Annotated in this window: 17 protein-coding genes; all 17 read left to right on the top strand. The window is 42.8% G+C overall.

Annotation, left to right across the window (positions count from 1 at the left end):
* The first annotated feature begins 22 nt into the window (after positions 1-22).
* Positions 23-2,176 (top strand): DNA mismatch repair endonuclease MutL, encoded by a 2,154-nt coding sequence (gene mutL, locus QZ998_RS12595; RefSeq protein WP_296561107.1) that lies wholly within the window; start codon positions 23-25, stop codon positions 2,174-2,176.
* A 1-nt stretch (position 2,177) separates the two neighbouring features.
* On the top strand, positions 2,178-3,140 hold the full coding sequence (miaA, locus tag QZ998_RS12590; RefSeq protein WP_296561105.1) for a tRNA (adenosine(37)-N6)-dimethylallyltransferase MiaA: 963 nt from the start codon (positions 2,178-2,180) through the stop codon (positions 3,138-3,140).
* 10 nt (positions 3,141-3,150) lie between these two features.
* Positions 3,151-4,458 carry a methionine gamma-lyase family protein gene (locus QZ998_RS12585; RefSeq protein ID WP_296561159.1) on the top strand — a complete coding sequence of 436 codons (1,308 nt, stop codon included), beginning with the start codon at positions 3,151-3,153 and terminating at the stop codon, positions 4,456-4,458.
* Between the two features lie 19 nt (positions 4,459-4,477).
* Positions 4,478-4,648, top strand: a complete 171-nt coding sequence (locus tag QZ998_RS12580; RefSeq protein ID WP_296561103.1) for a DUF896 domain-containing protein — start codon at positions 4,478-4,480, stop codon at positions 4,646-4,648.
* A 41-nt stretch (positions 4,649-4,689) separates the two neighbouring features.
* Positions 4,690-6,126, top strand: coding sequence for an aminopeptidase (locus tag QZ998_RS12575; protein WP_296561101.1), 1,437 nt, complete (start codon positions 4,690-4,692; stop codon positions 6,124-6,126).
* Between the two features lie 325 nt (positions 6,127-6,451).
* Positions 6,452-7,783: an electron transport complex subunit RsxC gene (rsxC, locus tag QZ998_RS12570; RefSeq protein ID WP_296561100.1), complete on the top strand. Its 1,332-nt coding sequence runs from the start codon at positions 6,452-6,454 to the stop codon at positions 7,781-7,783.
* An 11-nt stretch (positions 7,784-7,794) separates the two neighbouring features.
* The gene (locus QZ998_RS12565; RefSeq protein ID WP_296561098.1) at positions 7,795-8,760 is read left to right on the top strand and encodes an RnfABCDGE type electron transport complex subunit D; all 966 of its coding nucleotides are present in this window, start codon (positions 7,795-7,797) and stop codon (positions 8,758-8,760) included.
* Positions 8,760-9,383 carry an RnfABCDGE type electron transport complex subunit G gene (locus QZ998_RS12560; RefSeq protein ID WP_296561097.1) on the top strand — a complete coding sequence of 208 codons (624 nt, stop codon included), beginning with the start codon at positions 8,760-8,762 and terminating at the stop codon, positions 9,381-9,383. Before QZ998_RS12565 ends, QZ998_RS12560 begins: the two co-directional genes overlap by 1 nt.
* Before the next feature lie 14 nt (positions 9,384-9,397).
* The gene (locus tag QZ998_RS12555; RefSeq protein ID WP_296561095.1) at positions 9,398-9,988 is read left to right on the top strand and encodes an electron transport complex subunit E; all 591 of its coding nucleotides are present in this window, start codon (positions 9,398-9,400) and stop codon (positions 9,986-9,988) included.
* A 12-nt stretch (positions 9,989-10,000) separates the two neighbouring features.
* Positions 10,001-10,579 carry an electron transport complex subunit RsxA gene (gene rsxA / locus QZ998_RS12550; protein ID WP_296561094.1) on the top strand — a complete coding sequence of 193 codons (579 nt, stop codon included), beginning with the start codon at positions 10,001-10,003 and terminating at the stop codon, positions 10,577-10,579.
* Positions 10,580-10,591: 12 nt separating this feature from the next.
* Positions 10,592-11,593: a 4Fe-4S binding protein gene (locus tag QZ998_RS12545; RefSeq protein ID WP_296561091.1), complete on the top strand. Its 1,002-nt coding sequence runs from the start codon at positions 10,592-10,594 to the stop codon at positions 11,591-11,593.
* Positions 11,594-11,771: 178 nt separating this feature from the next.
* Complete coding sequence (gene radC, locus QZ998_RS12540; RefSeq protein WP_296561089.1) at positions 11,772-12,479, top strand: DNA repair protein RadC; 708 nt, start codon at positions 11,772-11,774, stop codon at positions 12,477-12,479.
* A gap of 164 nt (positions 12,480-12,643) precedes the next feature.
* Positions 12,644-13,564, top strand: a complete 921-nt coding sequence (locus tag QZ998_RS12535) for an RluA family pseudouridine synthase (protein WP_366512451.1) — start codon at positions 12,644-12,646, stop codon at positions 13,562-13,564.
* Positions 13,565-13,578: 14 nt separating this feature from the next.
* Positions 13,579-15,780, top strand: a complete 2,202-nt coding sequence (locus tag QZ998_RS12530; protein WP_296561087.1) for a PBP1A family penicillin-binding protein — start codon at positions 13,579-13,581, stop codon at positions 15,778-15,780.
* A gap of 11 nt (positions 15,781-15,791) precedes the next feature.
* Complete coding sequence (locus QZ998_RS12525; RefSeq protein ID WP_296561086.1) at positions 15,792-16,145, top strand: cupin domain-containing protein; 354 nt, start codon at positions 15,792-15,794, stop codon at positions 16,143-16,145.
* Positions 16,142-16,774 (top strand): endonuclease III, encoded by a 633-nt coding sequence (gene nth / locus QZ998_RS12520; protein WP_296561084.1) that lies wholly within the window; start codon positions 16,142-16,144, stop codon positions 16,772-16,774. The genes QZ998_RS12525 and nth overlap by 4 nt, the downstream gene beginning before the upstream one ends.
* Before the next feature lie 100 nt (positions 16,775-16,874).
* Positions 16,875-18,018, top strand: a 1,144-nt coding sequence (locus QZ998_RS12515; RefSeq protein WP_296561082.1) for an ABC transporter substrate-binding protein, incomplete at its 3' end; no start/stop codon positions are given.

Raw genomic sequence — 18,018 nt, 5'->3', positions numbered from 1 at the left:
TTTCTTATGATATAATATTTTTATGAAAATTAAGATGTTAAATAATGAAACAATCAATAAAATAGCTGCTGGCGAGGTTATTATCCGGCCGGTGTCAGTGGTCAAGGAATTAGTAGAAAATGCAATTGATGCGGGTGCTGATCAGATTAAGGTGATCGTTGAAGGGGGTGGAAAAAATCGGATTACGGTCAGAGACAATGGTTGCGGGATTGCTTATAACGAGATTCCGCTGGCTTTTAAACGTCATGCCACCAGCAAGTTATCAACCATCGATGATCTGGAATCGATCGAATCGCTAGGGTTTAGAGGTGAAGCTTTGTCGAGTGTATCGGCCGTTGCCAAGGTACAGATAACCACCCGGTTTGAGAATGAAGAAGTTGGGAGTCTAACCCAATTTGAAGGGGGCAAGCTCCTCAATCAGCGGGTCTGCGCTTATAATCACGGCACTGAAATCACGGTTAGTGATCTATTCTACAATACCCCGGCGCGTCGAAAGCACATGGAAAAGGACAAGAAAGAAGAAATGCTCGTCCGCGATCTATTGGAGAAAATTGCAGTTTCCCATCCGGGGATTCGTGTTCAGCTTAGCAGTAATGGACGAATTGTTCTTGATACACCAGGAACCGGACAAGTGACCGATGTAGTTACAGGTCTTTATGGGGTTGATATTGCAGAAAATCTGATTGCTTTAAATTATGAAAACAAACCGATGAAGCTGGCCGGTTTTGTGGGAAACCTCAAAACGATGCGAAACCATCGCGAAGACCAGGTTTTTTTTATTAATGGACGCTTTATCAAAAACAATCGACTGGCTCAGGCCCTCGATGAAGCCTATGAAGGCTATAGCATGAAACATCAGCACCCCCTTGGTATTATTTTTATCGAACTGCCCGGCCGAATGTTGGACATAAATATCCATCCGGCTAAAACTGAGATAAAAATTTTAAATGAAAGTCTGGTTTGTCTGCTCTTTAAGCAGGGGATCCGCGAAACGCTGAGGAATGCCAATTTGATTGTTGAGTTGGGAACCGTTGAAAATCAAACCGAAAACAATCAAAAAGTCGATGATAAAAACAAGGCAAAAGTCGCACAATGTGTATCGATGGAAACACAGCTGCAAAGAAATTTTATAGAAGATCAGACAATCATTGATACTTGCTCATCGGAAAAAGAAGCTGTGCCTAGCGAAGCCAATAGTGATTTAGCAATAAAAACAGAAGCCATTAAAGCTCAGGATTTATTCAGCCCTAGAAATAGTCCAATTCAAAGAAAAGAACCGAAAAAATCAGCGCCACATAAAAACAGCGAAAATCCAGATATAACGTTTACTGAGAATTTTGAGCTGCTAAAAAACAAGGACACAGAATTAGAGTTAAAACAAAATAACAATCTAAAGACTGGCGGATCGAAAAGCAATGCATTATCGATTGACACAAAGGGCGAGAATTTATTAGCTTGCGACAATCCTAATCGGGTTGCAGAGATGTCGGGACTATTTAAATCTGAAGTGGTTAATACTGGGAAAATTGACAGCGAAAAAAAGGTTTTGCTGGCCTTGAAAAAAGATGTCAGGGATCTGGCAAAAATGAAAATTGTCGGCCAGCTTTTTAACGTATACATTCTTCTGGAGGGTGATCAAGAAATCTATCTTCTCGATCAACATGCTGCCCATGAGGCGCTCTTAACCGCGGAGCTAATGGCGATTTTTGATCGCAAGGAGGGTCTTCCCAGCCAAGGACTGATGACCCCGGTACCGCTTAAAATTCGACCCAAAGACTTAACGAGAATTGAGAATGCGTTAGCCGAATATAAAAGATTAGGTTTTGACTGTGATCTTTTTGGAGAAGACACGCTGCTGGTTCGCAGCGTCCCGGTATTGTTGGGTGAACCCCAAAACCCGAACTTATTAAAAGCGATGATTGAAGAAAACCTCTTTGAAGGTGACGAGAATACTGATGCTAACATGGCTTTTTCAGAAAAAGCGAAAAATAAAATCATTACCATGGCGTGTAAAGCAGCTGTTAAGGGGGGGCAATCTTTGGCACAGGCAGAAATTAGAAAGCTTCTAGAAAGCCTGGTAAACCTCAACAATCCCTATACCTGTCCGCATGGCCGTCCCATCATAATGAGATTAAAGGAATACGAATTAATGAAATTATTCAAACGGGTGATATAAAATGGAAGCAAAAAAACCCAAAGTACTAGTAATAGTTGGGCCGACGGCTAGCGGAAAAACCCCCTTGGGGGTGGCGCTTGCAAAAAGACTGGGTGGAGAAATCATTTCAGCCGACTCCATGCAAATCTATAAACATATGAGTATTGGCACGGCTAAGGTTAGCTTAGATGAAATGCAGGGGGTACCCCATCACCTGGTTGACTGCGTGTCTCCTGATGAAGAGTTCAGTGTGGCAAAATATAAAGCGGCGGCACTAGAAGCGATTGAAGCCATTCTTTCTAGAGGAAAACTTCCTATTATAATAGGGGGGACAGGATTGTATATTAACAGTCTAAGTCTGCCGTGGGATTTTCAAAAAAAAGATAGTGATGAAAAAATACGCTGGCGGTTAACCGCTGAGGCCGAAGTGCTTGGAAATAAAGCCTTGTATGAGCGACTAAAATCAGTCGATCCAGTTACAGCAGAAATCGTCCATCCCAATAATCTGAACCGGCTTATCCGGGCGCTTGAAATTTATGAACTCACTGGCAAACCTAAATCAGATTTTGATGAAGAAACAAAAAAACATAGTGTTCCCTATGATTATATTATTCTGGGTTTGGACTGGGATCGCGAAACCCTCTATGAGCGGATTAACCGCCGGGTTGATCGGATGATTGAGGAAGGCCTCATTGAAGAAACAAAAATGCTAATTGAACGTGGCTATGACTGGAACCTAACGGCAATGAAGGCGATTGGTTACAAGGAACTGAAAGCTTACTTAGAAGGAGAGTCCAGCTTGGCAGAAGCGGTCACCATTTTAAAACGGGACTCCCGGCACTATGCCAAACGCCAAATGACCTGGTTTCGGAAAGACAAACGGATCCAATGGCTGAAGATGGACGAAACCAGAGATTTAGAGACCCAGGTTGAGGAATGTCTTAAGCTGATTCGTCCACAATTAGTAATAAACGAAAGTGAGTAATTGTTTGAACATACAAAAAGACATTAAAACCTATCTTGAACAGGAATTTGAAATTTCGGCAGAGGTCATCGATTTCGTAAAAATAGTTGAAGATGCAGTTCATTCTCAACTTAAAAAACGTGATGATCTCTCAGAGCTCCATCAGTATCGGGTCATCAAAGCGATGCAGAGGGCGGGACTGGGAGATCGCCACTTCACTGTGTCTACCGGTTATGGCTATGACGACGTTGGGCGGGAAGTGGTCGAAACCATCTACGCTGATGTTTTCGGTGCTGAGGACGCCTTGGTGCGACCGCACATTTCATCGGGAACCCATGCGATTTCGTTGGCTCTATATGGGGTGCTACGCCCCGGAGACCACTTACTGGCGATTACTGGTTCGCCCTACGATACCATTCGCAGCGTTATTGGACTAGAAGAGGCCTGTGTGGGACAGGGAACCATTAAAGAATTTGGGGTCACCTATGATCAGATTGAATTGCTCGCTGACGGCAGTTTTGATGAAACGGCGATTCTTTCGGCCATTACTGCAAATACCAAAATGATTTATTTGCAGCGTTCTACAGGTTACAGCTGGCGGGCGGCGATAAGTATCAATACGATGGCAGAAATGATTAAAAAAATAAGAAGTGTGAAACCGGATGTAGTCATTTTTGTCGACAATTGCTATGGCGAGTTCATGGATCGGGTTGAACCAGTATCGATTGGCGCCGATTTGATGGCTGGTTCGCTGATCAAAAATCCTGGCGGTGGCTTGGCTCCGACCGGGGGCTATGTAGCTGGCCGGGCGGATCTGGTTCATCTGGCCGCCTGTCGTCTGGCAGCTCCCGGAGTAGCCAGAGAAACAGGGGCGACCCTAGGTATCAACCGAACCTTGTTGCAAGGTCTGTTTCTGGCTCCAACAGTGGTAGCCCAGGCAATTAAATCAGCAGTGCTGTTAGCCGCCTGCTACAAAAGACTGGGTTTTGCCGTTTGCCCTGAGGTGATCGACTATCGCAGTGATATTATTCAGAGTGTTTGTTTAAAAACAGCCGAAGGGGTTAAAACATTCTGTCGAGCGATTCAAGAAGCGGCTCCAGTGGATAGTCAGGCTACCCCCGAACCCTGGGATATGCCCGGTTATTCAGACCCCATTATCATGGCAGCCGGGGCTTTTATTCAGGGATCTTCGATTGAACTCTCGGCTGATGCCCCCATGCGGGAACCCTATTATGTTTATTTTCAGGGTGGCCTGACCCATTTTCACGGAAAGCTGGGTGTTCTACTCAGCCTTCAACGGCTGCTCGATAAACAACTCATAACGATAAAAAATAAATAAGGTAATGTAAGGAGAAATCATGATAACTAAAGAAAAAATTGATCGAATCAATGAATTGGCCCGAAAGAAGAAAGAATGTGGACTAACAGAGGACGAGTCAGATGAGCAAATGACACTGCGAGCCGAATATCTGTCAGCAGTCAGAACAAATTTCAGAGCGCAACTTGACAATATCGAAATCGTTGATTAGTAGAGACTAATCGCATTTGAAATACAAGGGAGAAAAATACGATGAAAAACACAGATAAAGAAAAGAGTCCAGGGGTTTTGCTTCAGGAACAGCTGGTTAAAAAATGGGAACTGGCCTGGAAGGATCTCAGTGATGAGGACACCATAAAAGTAAAAGAAGTCAGCGATGATTACATTCGCTTTCTGACCGCCGGAAAAACCGAACGACAATGTGTAACCCTCAGCATTGATCTGGCTGAAAAAGCTGGATTCAAGCCGCTGGAAAGCTATCAGAAAGCGGGGGAAATTAGTCCTGGAGATAAGCTTTATGTGGTTCACAAAGATAAAACTGTGGCTTTCTTTGTGGCTGGCAGAGAATCGATTGAAAAGGGCATGGCTATTATCGGCGCTCATATTGATTCGCCGCGGCTTGATTTAAAGCCATCGCCTCTTTACGAAAGCGAGGACATGGCTTTTATGAAGACCCACTATTATGGTGGTATAAAAAAATACCATTGGGTGACCATACCTCTAGCCATGCATGGTACGGTGGTGAAAAAGGATGGCGAGACGATTAATATTTCCATCGGTGAAGCAGCAGAAGATCCGGTTTTTTGTATTACCGATTTGCTACCTCATTTATCTCAGGAACAAAATACCAAAAAAATGACCGAAGGGATCACCGGGGAAGGCCTTAACATCATTGTTGGCAGCAAACCTTATCCCGAAAAAGATCTGAAAGACGGGGTAAAACTAAATATTCTTAATCTTCTTTACACAAAATATGGTATGTTAGAAGAAGATTTTGCCACTGCTGAACTGGAAGTTGTGCCAGCAGGAGCGGCTCGAAATGTTGGTTTTGATGAAAGTCTGATTGGCGGATATGGTCAGGACGACCGTATCTGTGCCTATACTGCCCTGCGCGCGATACTTGACAGGGAGGAATCTCCAGAGCGCACCCTTTGTGTCATTTTGGCTGATAAGGAAGAGATTGGCAGCGTCGGTAACACGGGCATGCATTCGCGTTTTTTTGAAAATACAGTAGCTGAGATTATCGATCTGATGGCTGTGAAAAAACCGGAAATGGCGATGCGTCGGTGCTTTATGAATTCAGAAGTGCTCTCCGCTGATGTTACTGCCGGGGTCGATCCTAACTTTACCGGCACCCATGATAAAGGAAATGCCCCATATATTGGCAAAGGAATGGTTTTGTCTAAATACGGCGGTGCCCGGGGGAAATCCGGCTCCAATGATGCCCATGCTGAATTTATGGGAAAGGTCAGACAAACCCTGGAGGCTGCAGGTGTGATCTGGCAGATGGGTGAACTGGGTCGCGTGGATCTTGGCGGCGGCGGTACCATCGCCCATATTCTGGCCGAATATGGAATGGATGTGCTTGATTGCGGCCCGGCACTGCTGAGTATGCATTCTCCTTTCGAACTGGCCTCCAAAATTGATTTGTATATGTGTTATAAGGGGTATAAAAGCTTTCTGAAATAGGAGGAAAGACAAAATAATACTCTTAATGGCAGAAAAGGCAGTTGAAAAACGTATTTGTTAATATAGTAACAAATGCCATATTGTGCATTTGTTGTTTTAATCAGATAAATGACTACATTGAAATGGTAATAATAGTCTAAAATTTACTCTTTTAGAACTAAATATTACCATTTTTTTTATTGCCCCGGCGGGTACAGTATTATTTTAAACAAATTTATCGATACGTATGGAAAAAAAATAATTTATATGTTATGATACTGCCTATATATACAAGTATACTGTTTCTCTTGTGTAAAATTTTAATTTGAGGGGTGTTTGACTTAAGATGAATGTAAAACATGGAACCTTTAAGGGGGGAATCCACCCACCCTATAGAAAGGAAAGTACTGCTGAAGTTCCGCTGGGTATAGGCGCAAAACCAGAGATGGTGATCATACCCATGTCGCTGCACATTGGGGCACCTTGTACACCGATTGTAAAAAAAGGCGATCAGGTCTTTCTTGGACAAAGAGTTGGAGAGCCAAATGGTTTTGTTTCCGTTCCTGTCCACGCCAGCGTTTCGGGAACCGTTGTTGCGGTTGAGGAACGTCCACATGCATCCGGTGATCGGATCATGGCAGTTGTGATTGAATCGGATGGTTTGGATACCATCGACCCAAGTATCAAACCATATGGAACTCTAGAAGAAATGGATGCCGAGGCTATTAAAAAAATGGTTTTGAATTCTGGTATTGTCGGTCTTGGTGGGGCAACCTTTCCTACCCATGTCAAATTGGCCATTCCGCCAGACAAAAAAGTTGATTGTGTCGTTTTAAATGGTGCTGAATGTGAGCCCTATTTAACAGCTGATCATCACTTGATGCTAAATCAAGCTGAAAAGGTTGTCAAGGGATTACAAGCCGCCATGAAAGCGGTGGGTGTTGACAAGGGTTTTATTGGTGTAGAAGATAACAAAACCGATGCGATTGAGGCTCTTGTTAAAGCAATTGGAAACGATAGCAGACTGGAAGTTTACTCACTGCATACTAAATATCCACAGGGCGCAGAAAAGCAATTGATAGCGGCAATCACTGGCCGTGAAGTGCCGTCAGGAGGGTTGCCAGCGGATGCCGGTGTTGTTGTTATGAATGTTGGAACAGCAGCTCAAATAGCTGAGTCAATGACCACCGGATTGCCGTTATACAAGCGCTACCTGACCTGTACCGGAGATGCCATCAAGAATCCCCAAACGATGGAAATTCGTGTCGGAGTACCCTTCCAATCGGTTATTGATCAATGCGGAGGTTTTTCGGCTGAACCAGGAAAAGTAATTTCTGGCGGACCAATGATGGGAGTGACCCAGTTTGAAACCAATATCCCTGTGATGAAGGGAACCTCAGGAATTTTATGCTTAACCAAAGAATCGGCTAAGATCGCTATGCCGTCAAATTGTATTCACTGCGGTAAATGTGTCGGCGTCTGTCCAATTCATTTACAACCACTTTATATCGCTGAGTATTCGCAACGGGATAACTGGGATAAATGCGAATCAAATAATGCCATGGATTGCATTGAATGCGGTAGCTGTTCTTATATTTGTCCTGCAAAACGAACCCTGGTATCATCCATTCGGGTTGCTAAACGCGAGATTATCGCACAAAGAAGAAAAGGAAATTAGGAGGAATATTGATGAATGAATTAAATCTGACAGTGTCATCATCCCCTCATATCCGGGCAAAACACACCACAGCCAATATTATGCAAAATGTTATTATTGCTTTGTTACCTGCATTGGCTGTCGCAGGATTTGTTTTTGGGGTATGGGCATTGGCATTAGTGGCTATTTGTATTATCTCGTCAGTGGTTACCGAAGCGGTTATCCAAAAACTGCTTAAGAAACCCGTTACTGTCAATGACTGGAGTGCAGTTGTGACAGGGGTGCTGTTAGCATTCAACTTACCAATTAATGCGCCCTGGTGGATTGCTGTTGTGGGTTCTGTTTTTGCTATCGCCATTGTAAAACAATGTTTTGGCGGTTTGGGACAGAATTTTATCAATCCGGCTCTAGCAGCAAGAGCCTTCCTGTTAGCATCCTGGCCAGGACATATGACCAGTACTGCTTACATTCCTGTAACTGATACAGTAACCACAGCCACCCCGCTGGCTCTTTTAAAAGCGGGTGATCCGGCAAGTTTAGCAAGTATGCCTTCAACGATTGATCTTTTCACTGGTTTAAACGGTGTATATGGTTGTATCGGCGAAATTTCAGCCCTTGCTCTATTAGTTGGTGGTCTGTACCTAATTTTTAAAGGTATTATCAGTTGGAGAATTCCAACTATCTATTTACTAACCGTGGGAATTTTTGCCCTACTAGTTGGTCAAGATCCAATTGTGCATATTGTTTCAGGTGGTGTGATGATGGGCGCCTTCTTTATGGCGACAGACTATGCTTCATCGCCAGTTACACCAAAAGGTCAGATTTTTTATGCAGTTGGCTGTGGTTTAATTACCATGATCATTCGTATTTATGGTGGATATCCTGAAGGCGTTTCTTATTCAATACTACTGATGAATGTTGCAACACCTCTGATCGAACGCTTCACCAAAGAACGGATCTATGGTGTGACTAAGATCAAAAAGGAGGCTAAAGCATAATGGAAACCAAAGAAAAAGTACAAATCGACTGGAAAGTAGTTTTCAAGCTTGGATTAATTTTGTTTGTCATTTCTGCTGTGGCCGCCTGTGCGCTGGCTTTAACCAATTATGTGACGGCCGGAACGATTGAGGAAATGAATATCCAAGCCAATACTGTTGCCCGCCAGGAAGTTCTTCCAGACGCAACGGATTTTGAGGAAGTACCTGCTGAAGATGTAGCAAAAATCGCGAAAGAAATCAGCATGGAAAAACCAGAAGAACTCATAGAAATATATATCGGAACCAATAATGGTGAAGTCGTGGGATATACGGTAAAGACAGCTCCCACCAGCGGTTACTCTGGAGAAATCCAAGTTTTAACCGGCGTATCATCTGATGGGGTCATCTCTGGCATTACAATTATTAAACACAATGAAACCCCTGGTTTGGGAGCCTTGGCCACCGGCGAATGGAATGATCAATTTACCGGAAAATCGGCAACAGAAAAGCTGGTTGTAGTAAAAGGGACACCTCAAGATGGTGGTAATGAAATTCAGGCCATTACTGGTTCTACCATTACTTCCAGAGCAGTTATTGAAGGTGTAAATACAGCCATCGCAGTTTACCAGAATATGTCGAAATAGGAGGGAAAATAGAGATGAATTTTATGAAGAATCTTACCCGAGGAATCATCCGAGAGAATCCCGCCTTTGTACTTGTATTGGGGATGTGTCCAACCCTTGCGGTTACCACATCAGCCATCAACGGTATGGGGATGGGACTAGCAACCATGCTGGTATTGATTGGTTCAAACGTGGCTATCTCGGCATTGCGAAAAGTAATACCAGATAATATCAGAATTCCGGCCTTTGTAGTTGTTATTGCATCCTTTGTTACCATTGTTGGAATGCTGATGAAGGCCTATGTACCAGCACTGGATGCGGCGCTGGGGATATTTATTCCGTTGATCGTTGTTAACTGTATTATTCTAGCCCGGGCTGAAGCTTTTGCTTTTACAAATGGCATCGCCGACTCATTTGCCGATGCAGTTGGTATGGGTCTTGGTTTTACCTTGGCGTTAACCATTCTTGGTTCAATCCGGGAAATTTTAGGGGCTGGCAGTATTTTTGGATTTTCTTTATTTGGTGCAGCTTATGAACCAGTATTGTTAATGATCCTGCCTCCTGGGGCATTTTTAACCCTTGGTCTTTTGATTGGCCTCATTAACTGGAAAACGAAAAAGGCATAGGGGGAGATATCAATGACTTTAATTTTTATAATGATCAGTGCAATTTTTGTCAATAACTTTGTACTGTCACGATTTTTAGGTATTTGTCCGTTTTTAGGGGTTTCTAAACAAGTTGAAACCGCATTAGGGATGGGGGCTGCGGTAACCTTTGTTATGGCGCTGGCTTCTGCCATCACTTATATTGTTCAATATTCGATTCTTGATCCTCTGAAGCTTGGTTACTTACAGACAATTGCATTTATTTTAATCATTGCTGCATTAGTTCAATTTGTAGAAATGATTATTAAAAAATCTAGCCCTTCGCTGTATCAGGCGCTGGGTGTCTATCTGCCATTGATTACCACTAACTGTGCGGTACTTGGGGTTGCATTAATCAATATTCAAAATGAATACAATTTCATTGAAACCATTTTTAATGGTGTTGGTGCGGCACTAGGTTTCACCCTTGCGATTGTGCTATTCGCAGGTATTCGTGAACGACTTGAAACTTCAGCAGTGCCAAAAGCACTGGAAGGATTTCCCATTGCCTTATTAACGGCTGGCTTAATGGCGATCGCATTTTTGGGATTCTCCGGAATGAAATTGGGTTAGGAGGATATGGAAATGATAAATGCGATTTTAGTTCCTGTCGGTATCCTCGGTGTATTTGGTTTAGTGTTTGGAATTGGCCTTGCCATTGCGGCTAAGGTATTTGAAGTATATGAAGATCCCCGGGTACCAATGGTAAGAGCTGCGCTACCCGGTGCAAACTGTGGTGGTTGTGGTTTGCCAGGATGTGATGGGTTTGCATCCGGTATTGTAAATGGAACAGCATCTATAGATGGATGTCCGGTTGGTGGATCCGATTGTGCCGCTGCCATTGCTGAGATCATGGGGATGGAAGCAGGCAGTGCAGTTAAAAAGGTTGCCACTGTTATTTGTCAGGGAACCTGCGAAACAGCGCCAAATCGAGCAGAATACTACGGCGAAATGGATTGTCGGGAAGCGATGATTGCCTCAGGCGGTGCAAAAGGTTGCCGATATGGCTGTATGGGATTAGGCACGTGTAAAGCGGTATGTCCCTTTGATGCCATTATTATGGGCGAAGACGGATTACCAAAAATTGATCCAGACAAATGCACGTCTTGTGGCAAATGTGTGGATGCCTGTCCCAAAGCGATCATGAACTTGGTACCAGCAGCTCAGGAAGTGATTGTTAAATGTCATAACCTTGATAAAGGAAAGGTTGCCCGTCTATCCTGTACAACTGCATGTATTGCTTGTGGCGCCTGTAAAAAAGCCTGTCGCTTTGATGCAATCACGGTGGATAATAATTGTGCAAAAATTGATTATGACAAATGTCGGCAGTGTTACGAGTGTGTCGATAAGTGTCCGATGAATTGTATTACCGGCGATGTTGAATATGGCAAAGCTACCGCATATATTATTGACGAAAACTGTATTGCCTGCGGTTTGTGTGCGAAAAACTGTCCGGTCAATGCTATTACCGGAGAAATTAAAAAACCACCCTATGTTATCGATCATGACATGTGTATTGGTTGCGGAATTTGTTTTGATAAGTGTCGAAAAAGTGCTATTGAAATGCGACCAAATAAAACTAAGTAATAAAATAAACAAAAAGCACTGAAACGGCTCTTCATTGAAAAATGAAGAGCCGTTTTTATTAAGAATTTATGACAATTCGGCATTCAATTAAAATTTTAATGAGAATTTTAGGAAAAATGTATAAAATAAATTGGGATTCTGTTAGAATGGTAATATTGTTGATAAGAGGAGGCTTATGGTGAACGGAAAGTCAGACTATCACGTATCAATTAAAAAGCTCCCAGAGGATGAACGACCGCAGGAAAAAATGATCCGTCATGGCGCCGGAAGCTTAAGTAATGCGGAGCTACTAGCAATAATTATTCGAACCGGAACTCGGGATGCGACTTCAATAGAAGTGGGCAGAAAGATCATGGAGTACCTGGATAATGACTTGTCGGCCTTTTATCAAACAGATGTGATGGAGCTTAAACGTAACCCTGATTTAGCTGGTATCGGCATTGTTAAAGCCTGTCAGATTAAGGCAGCCATTGAACTGGGTCGTCGAATGAAACAGAAGGATTTGCCTGAGATAAAAGTCACTACACCTCAGGATGTGGTAACTTTGCTTGTCGATCAAATGGTATATCTCAAACAAGAATGCTTTAAAATTATTTTGCTGGACACCAAGAACAAAGTCATCAATATTGAGGAAGTCAGCCGCGGAACCTTGAATGCTTCTTTGGTTCATCCCAGAGAAGTTTTCGTAAAAGCCATTAAACAATATGCAGCATCAATTATTATGGTTCACAATCATCCTTCTGGTGATCCCGAACCTAGTGGCGAAGATAAACGTATTACCAGGCGACTGGTTGATGCAGGCGAGTTAATCGGTATTTCAGTGTTGGATCATATTATTATTGGACAGGGCTCATATCTGAGTTTTAAACAGGAGAAACTCCTGTAGTTAGCTTAATACATTTAAAGATACCTAACGCCGCGTTTGAAATTGAGGTATAATAAAGTGTATGTTTAAAAATAGGATGATTTCAGTTAGTCAGCCGATAAAATAATGTCGGTCAAACATGATTTAGTAAATTATAGTCAGTATATTTACAGAGAAGCTTCAGAATCGGAGGTAGGATTATCAGTCTTGTTTATACGTATCATATATCAAAAGATCATGAAAAACTGGTCAGAGATCAACTGGTCACGCGTTATAGCTATTCCAGCCGATTAATCAGAGAGATCAAACGGATTGGAAAGATCAGTTTAAATCATAAGGAATGCTTCCTGGGGCAGCAAATCAAGCCAGGAGATATCATTGAGATTAAGATGCCACGCGAAGAGATTGACGGAGAGCCGGTATTGGGTAATCTCAGTGTTGTTTACGAAGATGAAGAATTATTAGTAATTAATAAACCGCCGTTCTGTGTTACGCATCCCACCAAGAGTCATCAATTGGATACTTTGGCAAATTATGTCAGCTATTATTGGCGTGATCGCGGTATTTCTGCAAAAATTCGCTTTATCAATCGCCTGGATCGGGATACAACTGGAATTGTTGCGATTGCTAAAAATAAATATGTACATCACTACGTGCAAAAAGAAGTCAACTCTGGTAAGGTTCGCAAGGTTTATCATGCTTTTGTTTATGGAAAACTTCCTCATGCGGAAGGGGTAATTAATCTTCCTATTGGGCAACCCTATCACGATAGTATTCATCGCGTCGTTATGGTCGATGGGAAACCATCAGTCACCCACTATAAGGTGCTTGAAGTGTTTAAGGATGCATCATTGATAGAACTGATTCTGGAAACAGGACGAACCCACCAGATAAGGGTTCATTTAAAGCATCTGGGGAACCCGATTATCGGCGATCCGCTATATCATGGCGATATGATAGATGAGGGATGTTTTGAAATGTCTCACCAGGCACTTCATGCCCAGAGTTTGGAGTTGTCACTTCCCAGAACAAAACGTTTTTGCGTTCAGGCTGAGTATAACGACGAATTGAAAAAGCTTCATCAGCGTTTAATAGATAATAAATAGAAAAAGGTGATAAAATGAGTGAAAAGCAAAAAAAAGGGATAAAAAGACGAAAGAAGAAAAAACACATCGGTGCAAAGGTACTGATTATTCTTTTGGTTCTGGGAATACTGGGAATCGGAGTGATGTATTCCATATACGCTGCAAATCGTATGGATATTTCTGAATATCAGTATCAGGCAAAGGATAAAACCGAGATTTATTCGGCAGATAATGTCATTATTGCGGAATTGTACATGAAAAATCGAACCAATATTACCTTTGATCAGATTCCGGTACAATTACAGCAAGCTCTGATATCTGTTGAAGATTCGCGTTTTTACGATCATTTTGGGATTGACTTGCTGGGGATTGTTCGGGCATTTTTCTCAAATATAGCCAGTAATGGCATTGGCGAAGGTGCCAGTACGATCACCCAACAGCTTTCGAGAGTATTGTTTCTTCCGGATATTGCAACGGAGCAGAATTTTAATCAATCACTAATAAGAAAGCTAAAGGAAATATCGATAGCACTTCAATTAGAAGAAAAGTATACCAAAGAGCAGATCCTGGAGATGTACTTTAATGAATACTATTTTGGTTCAGGTGCATATGGGATTGAAGAAGCAGCGCAAACCTATTTCAATAAACCGGTATCACAGGTTGATCTAGCTGAAGCAGCTATGCTGGCGGGATTACCCCAGGCACCCAGTGCGTATGCTCCTAACTCAAATTTTGAAGCAGCAAAAAAACGTCAGCAGGAAGTTCTGATACGAATGGTTAAGGAAAAGTACATTACCCAGGAAGAAGCAGATGCAGCCTATGCACAGGAGTTGGTTATTAGAGATCCAGCAACCATTAGCAATGATAATCAGATTGTCGAAAATTACCAGTCATATGTCGGGCGGGCTTTGGATGAATACGCCCGCTTAAAGGCATCAGCAGTTATGCAAGAGCGTGGCATCACAGAAGATCAGGCGATTGATTATATCAAAACGAATATTGCCAGCGGTGGTTATCGTATTTATACAACCATTAATACGGCCATGCAGGGAGATGCAATTGAGAGTTTGACGAGTTCGTTGGATGGAGATTTGCCTAATGAAACCGGGGCTGTCGTGACTGTGGATCTGGATGGCGCTGTAAAAGCTTATTATGGTGGCAACACGCAAATTGATATGGCTAATACACCAAGACAACCGGGGTCTAATATTAAACCCCTCTATTATGCAGCGGCCATGGACAAGGGACTTATTACCCCATCAACGACCATCTTGGACGCCTACACCGATTTTGGCGGCTATGCACCCAGAAACTACGATGGTGGTTATCATGGCACTGTAACGGTTCGGACAGCCTTAGTCAATTCTTACAACATACCCGCAGTTAAGGTATATGACAAGGTTGGAGTGGAAGCGGCAGTTGCCTTTATGCAGACAATGGGAATCTCAACATTTGAGGATACTGACTATAATCTGGCAACGGCACTTGGTGGAATGACCTATGGTATCAAACCGATGGAAATGGCAGCCGCCTTTAATGTGTTTAACAATGGTGGTGTTTATAATCAACCATACTTTATCACTAAAATGGAACAGGTAAATGGAGAAGTTATTTATACCAAGAATGCTTCTAGTACTTCTACTAAAAAAGTAATGGCAGATACCACAGCAACGAACATGATGAGTATATTAGAAGGTGTTGTAAGTTATGGTACCGGGTCAGCAGCTTCACAGATTTATACAACAGCTGGAAAAACCGGGACAACTCATGATAATAAGGATTTATGGTTTACCGGTATTACAGGAAATTTGACGACAACAGTTTGGTTGGGAACCCCGGAAAATGATGTGCTTTACGGCGGCAGTTCCAGGGCAGCTGCTATCTATGGAGATTACTTAAGTATGGTTATTGATCAGGACTTGCTGACGATCACCGAAATGGAAAGAACATCCAACGAGGGAGAAACCTCGGGAGCATCATCTATTGATGGAGGAACCACTAAACCGGCAAAAGAAGAGGAAAAAAAGACTGAAACCGAAACCCCTACACCAAAACCGCCAACCCCGACTGAGCCAACAACGCCAACAACGCCAACAAAGCCAACTGAGCCAACCGAGCCAACTGAGCCAACTGAACCAACCGAGCCAACCGAACCAACCGAACCAACCGAGCCAACTGAACCAACCGAGCCAACCGAACCAACTACACCGACTGAACCAACTGCACCGAGAACCTAAGGAGGAAGATGATGATTGAGCAAAGCAAATCGAAACGACAGGAAATAAAACAGAATATGCGAGGTGGTCAGGGGGATGTTGTGATTACCCACATCACCAACAATGAGATTCTAGGCGAAAATTGCCGACTCTTTGCCCAGATTACCGTAAAACCGGGAGATTCTATCGGAGAACATCAGCATCTCGGTGAGCGTGAAATATTTTATTTTTTACAGGGTCAGGGAATTGTAGTTGATAACGGCAGAGAATCTGAAATCGGTCCCGGAGACGTGATGGTTACTCCGGATCAAGGTAGTCATAGTGTCTACAATAATGGTCAAGAGGACTTGATATTTATGGCACTGATTCTTAATGAAAACGCGTGACAAAAAAGAAGATTGAACAAATATTAGCCACACTGGAAAAGCTTTATGGGCAGGAACAGTGTGGCTTGGATTTTAATACCCCCTTTGAACTGCTGATTGCCACCATCCTCTCGGCGCAATGCACGGATGTCCGGGTGAATATTGTCACCAAAGATTTGTTTGATAAGTACAATACTGCAGAGGCTATTTTAAATTTAGGAGAAGATGGTCTGCTGACAAAAATTAAAACCTGTGGACTGGCAAGAACAAAGGCCAGAAACATTATTCTGACCTGTCAGCGATTATTGACAGAATATAATGGAATTGTACCTGATCAAATGGATCAACTGATCACGCTCCCAGGGGTTGGGCGGAAAACCGCCAATGTGGTGATGAGCAATGCCTTCAATATCCCGGCTATTGCGGTGGACACCCATGTTTTTCGGGTTTCCCGAAGAATTGGCTTAGCCAGTGGGAAAACCGTGCTGGAAGTTGAAAAGGAATTAATGAATAATATTCCTAAAGATCAATGGTCCCAGGCTCATCATTGGCTGATCTGGCACGGAAGAAAATGCTGTACAGCCAGGAACCCCAATTGCGGCGAGTGTATGCTGCACAATCTTTGTGTTTTTTATCAGCCAAAGTTTTAAAGAAGCATCGGATCAGAGTAATTATTTCTTGTGTTTTTCTTAAGAATGGTTTATGATAAGCACTATAAATAATCATTGAAAAGAAAAAGGAGGAAAAGAAATGAAGAAAAGAGTTCTTAGTGTTTTACTTGTATTGATCTTCACCGCTTCTATTTTTGCATTTGCAGGATGTACAACATCGGGCGGAAGTGCAGACGCAGACGTTGTCAAACTTGGTTTTATTGGACCAATGACAGGCGATGCTGCTATTTATGGAAGCTCAGCTGAAGAAGGTGCCCAATTAGCCGTGGCTGAAATCAATGAGGCCGGTGGTATTGATGGGAAGAACATCGAGTTGGTTGCTTACGATTCAAAAGCAGATCAAACCGAAGCAATCAATGCCTACAATCGTTTAAGAGACCAGGATGGTGTCGTTGCAGTAATTGGTGGAACCTTAAGTGGCGAAACCTTAGCAATGAAAGACATTATGGTTCAGGATAATATGCCAGTATTGTCGCCAACTGCAACTGCAGTTGAAGTAACCGAAGATGCTCCAAATGTATTTAGAACATGCTTCCTGGATGATTATCAGGGACAGGCGGCTGCTAACTTTGCAGCGACTACCTTAAGCGCTAAAACAGCTGCTTTATTAATTGGAACTGGTAACCCCTACTCAGAAGGTGTGTCAGAAGCGTTCAAAACAGCATTTACTGCCAAAGGCGGAACAATTGCTGGTAGCGAATCTTACGGCACCGCTGATAAAGACTTCAGTGCCCAATTAACAAAAATAAAAGACATGAATCCAGATGTCGTGTTTGTTCCAGATTATGTTCAAACAGTTGGTCCTATTCTTCAAAAAGCCAAAGAAATGGGCATTACAGCAAAATTTGTCGGCGCTGATGGTTGGGATGGCGTTCAGGAAGAATATGCTGATGCCGCTCAGGGAAATTACTTCACAAATCATTATGCAGCGGATTCACCATCAGAAACTGTACAAAACTTTATCACTGCCTACAAAGCAGAGTATAACAAAGTGCCAAACTCTTTTGCTGCTTTAGGTTATGATGCGGTATATGCCATGGTGGCAGCGATTACAGCAGCAGGATCAACAGAATCGACTGATATTATCACAGCTTTAGGCGCTACTGATCACCCTGGTGTTACCGGAACCTTGAAGTTTGACGAAGAAGGCAACCCTAAAGACAAAGAAGTAACGATTATTAAAATTGATGGCGGTCAACTAAAATTTGATTCCACAGTTGTTA

Source organism: uncultured Acetobacterium sp. (genome assembly GCF_927416815.1).
In the GTDB taxonomy this organism is placed as follows: Bacteria; Bacillota; Clostridia; order Eubacteriales; family Eubacteriaceae; genus Acetobacterium.
Note: the sequence above shows the minus strand (reverse complement) of the source record. Positions and strands in the feature narration are given on the sequence as shown.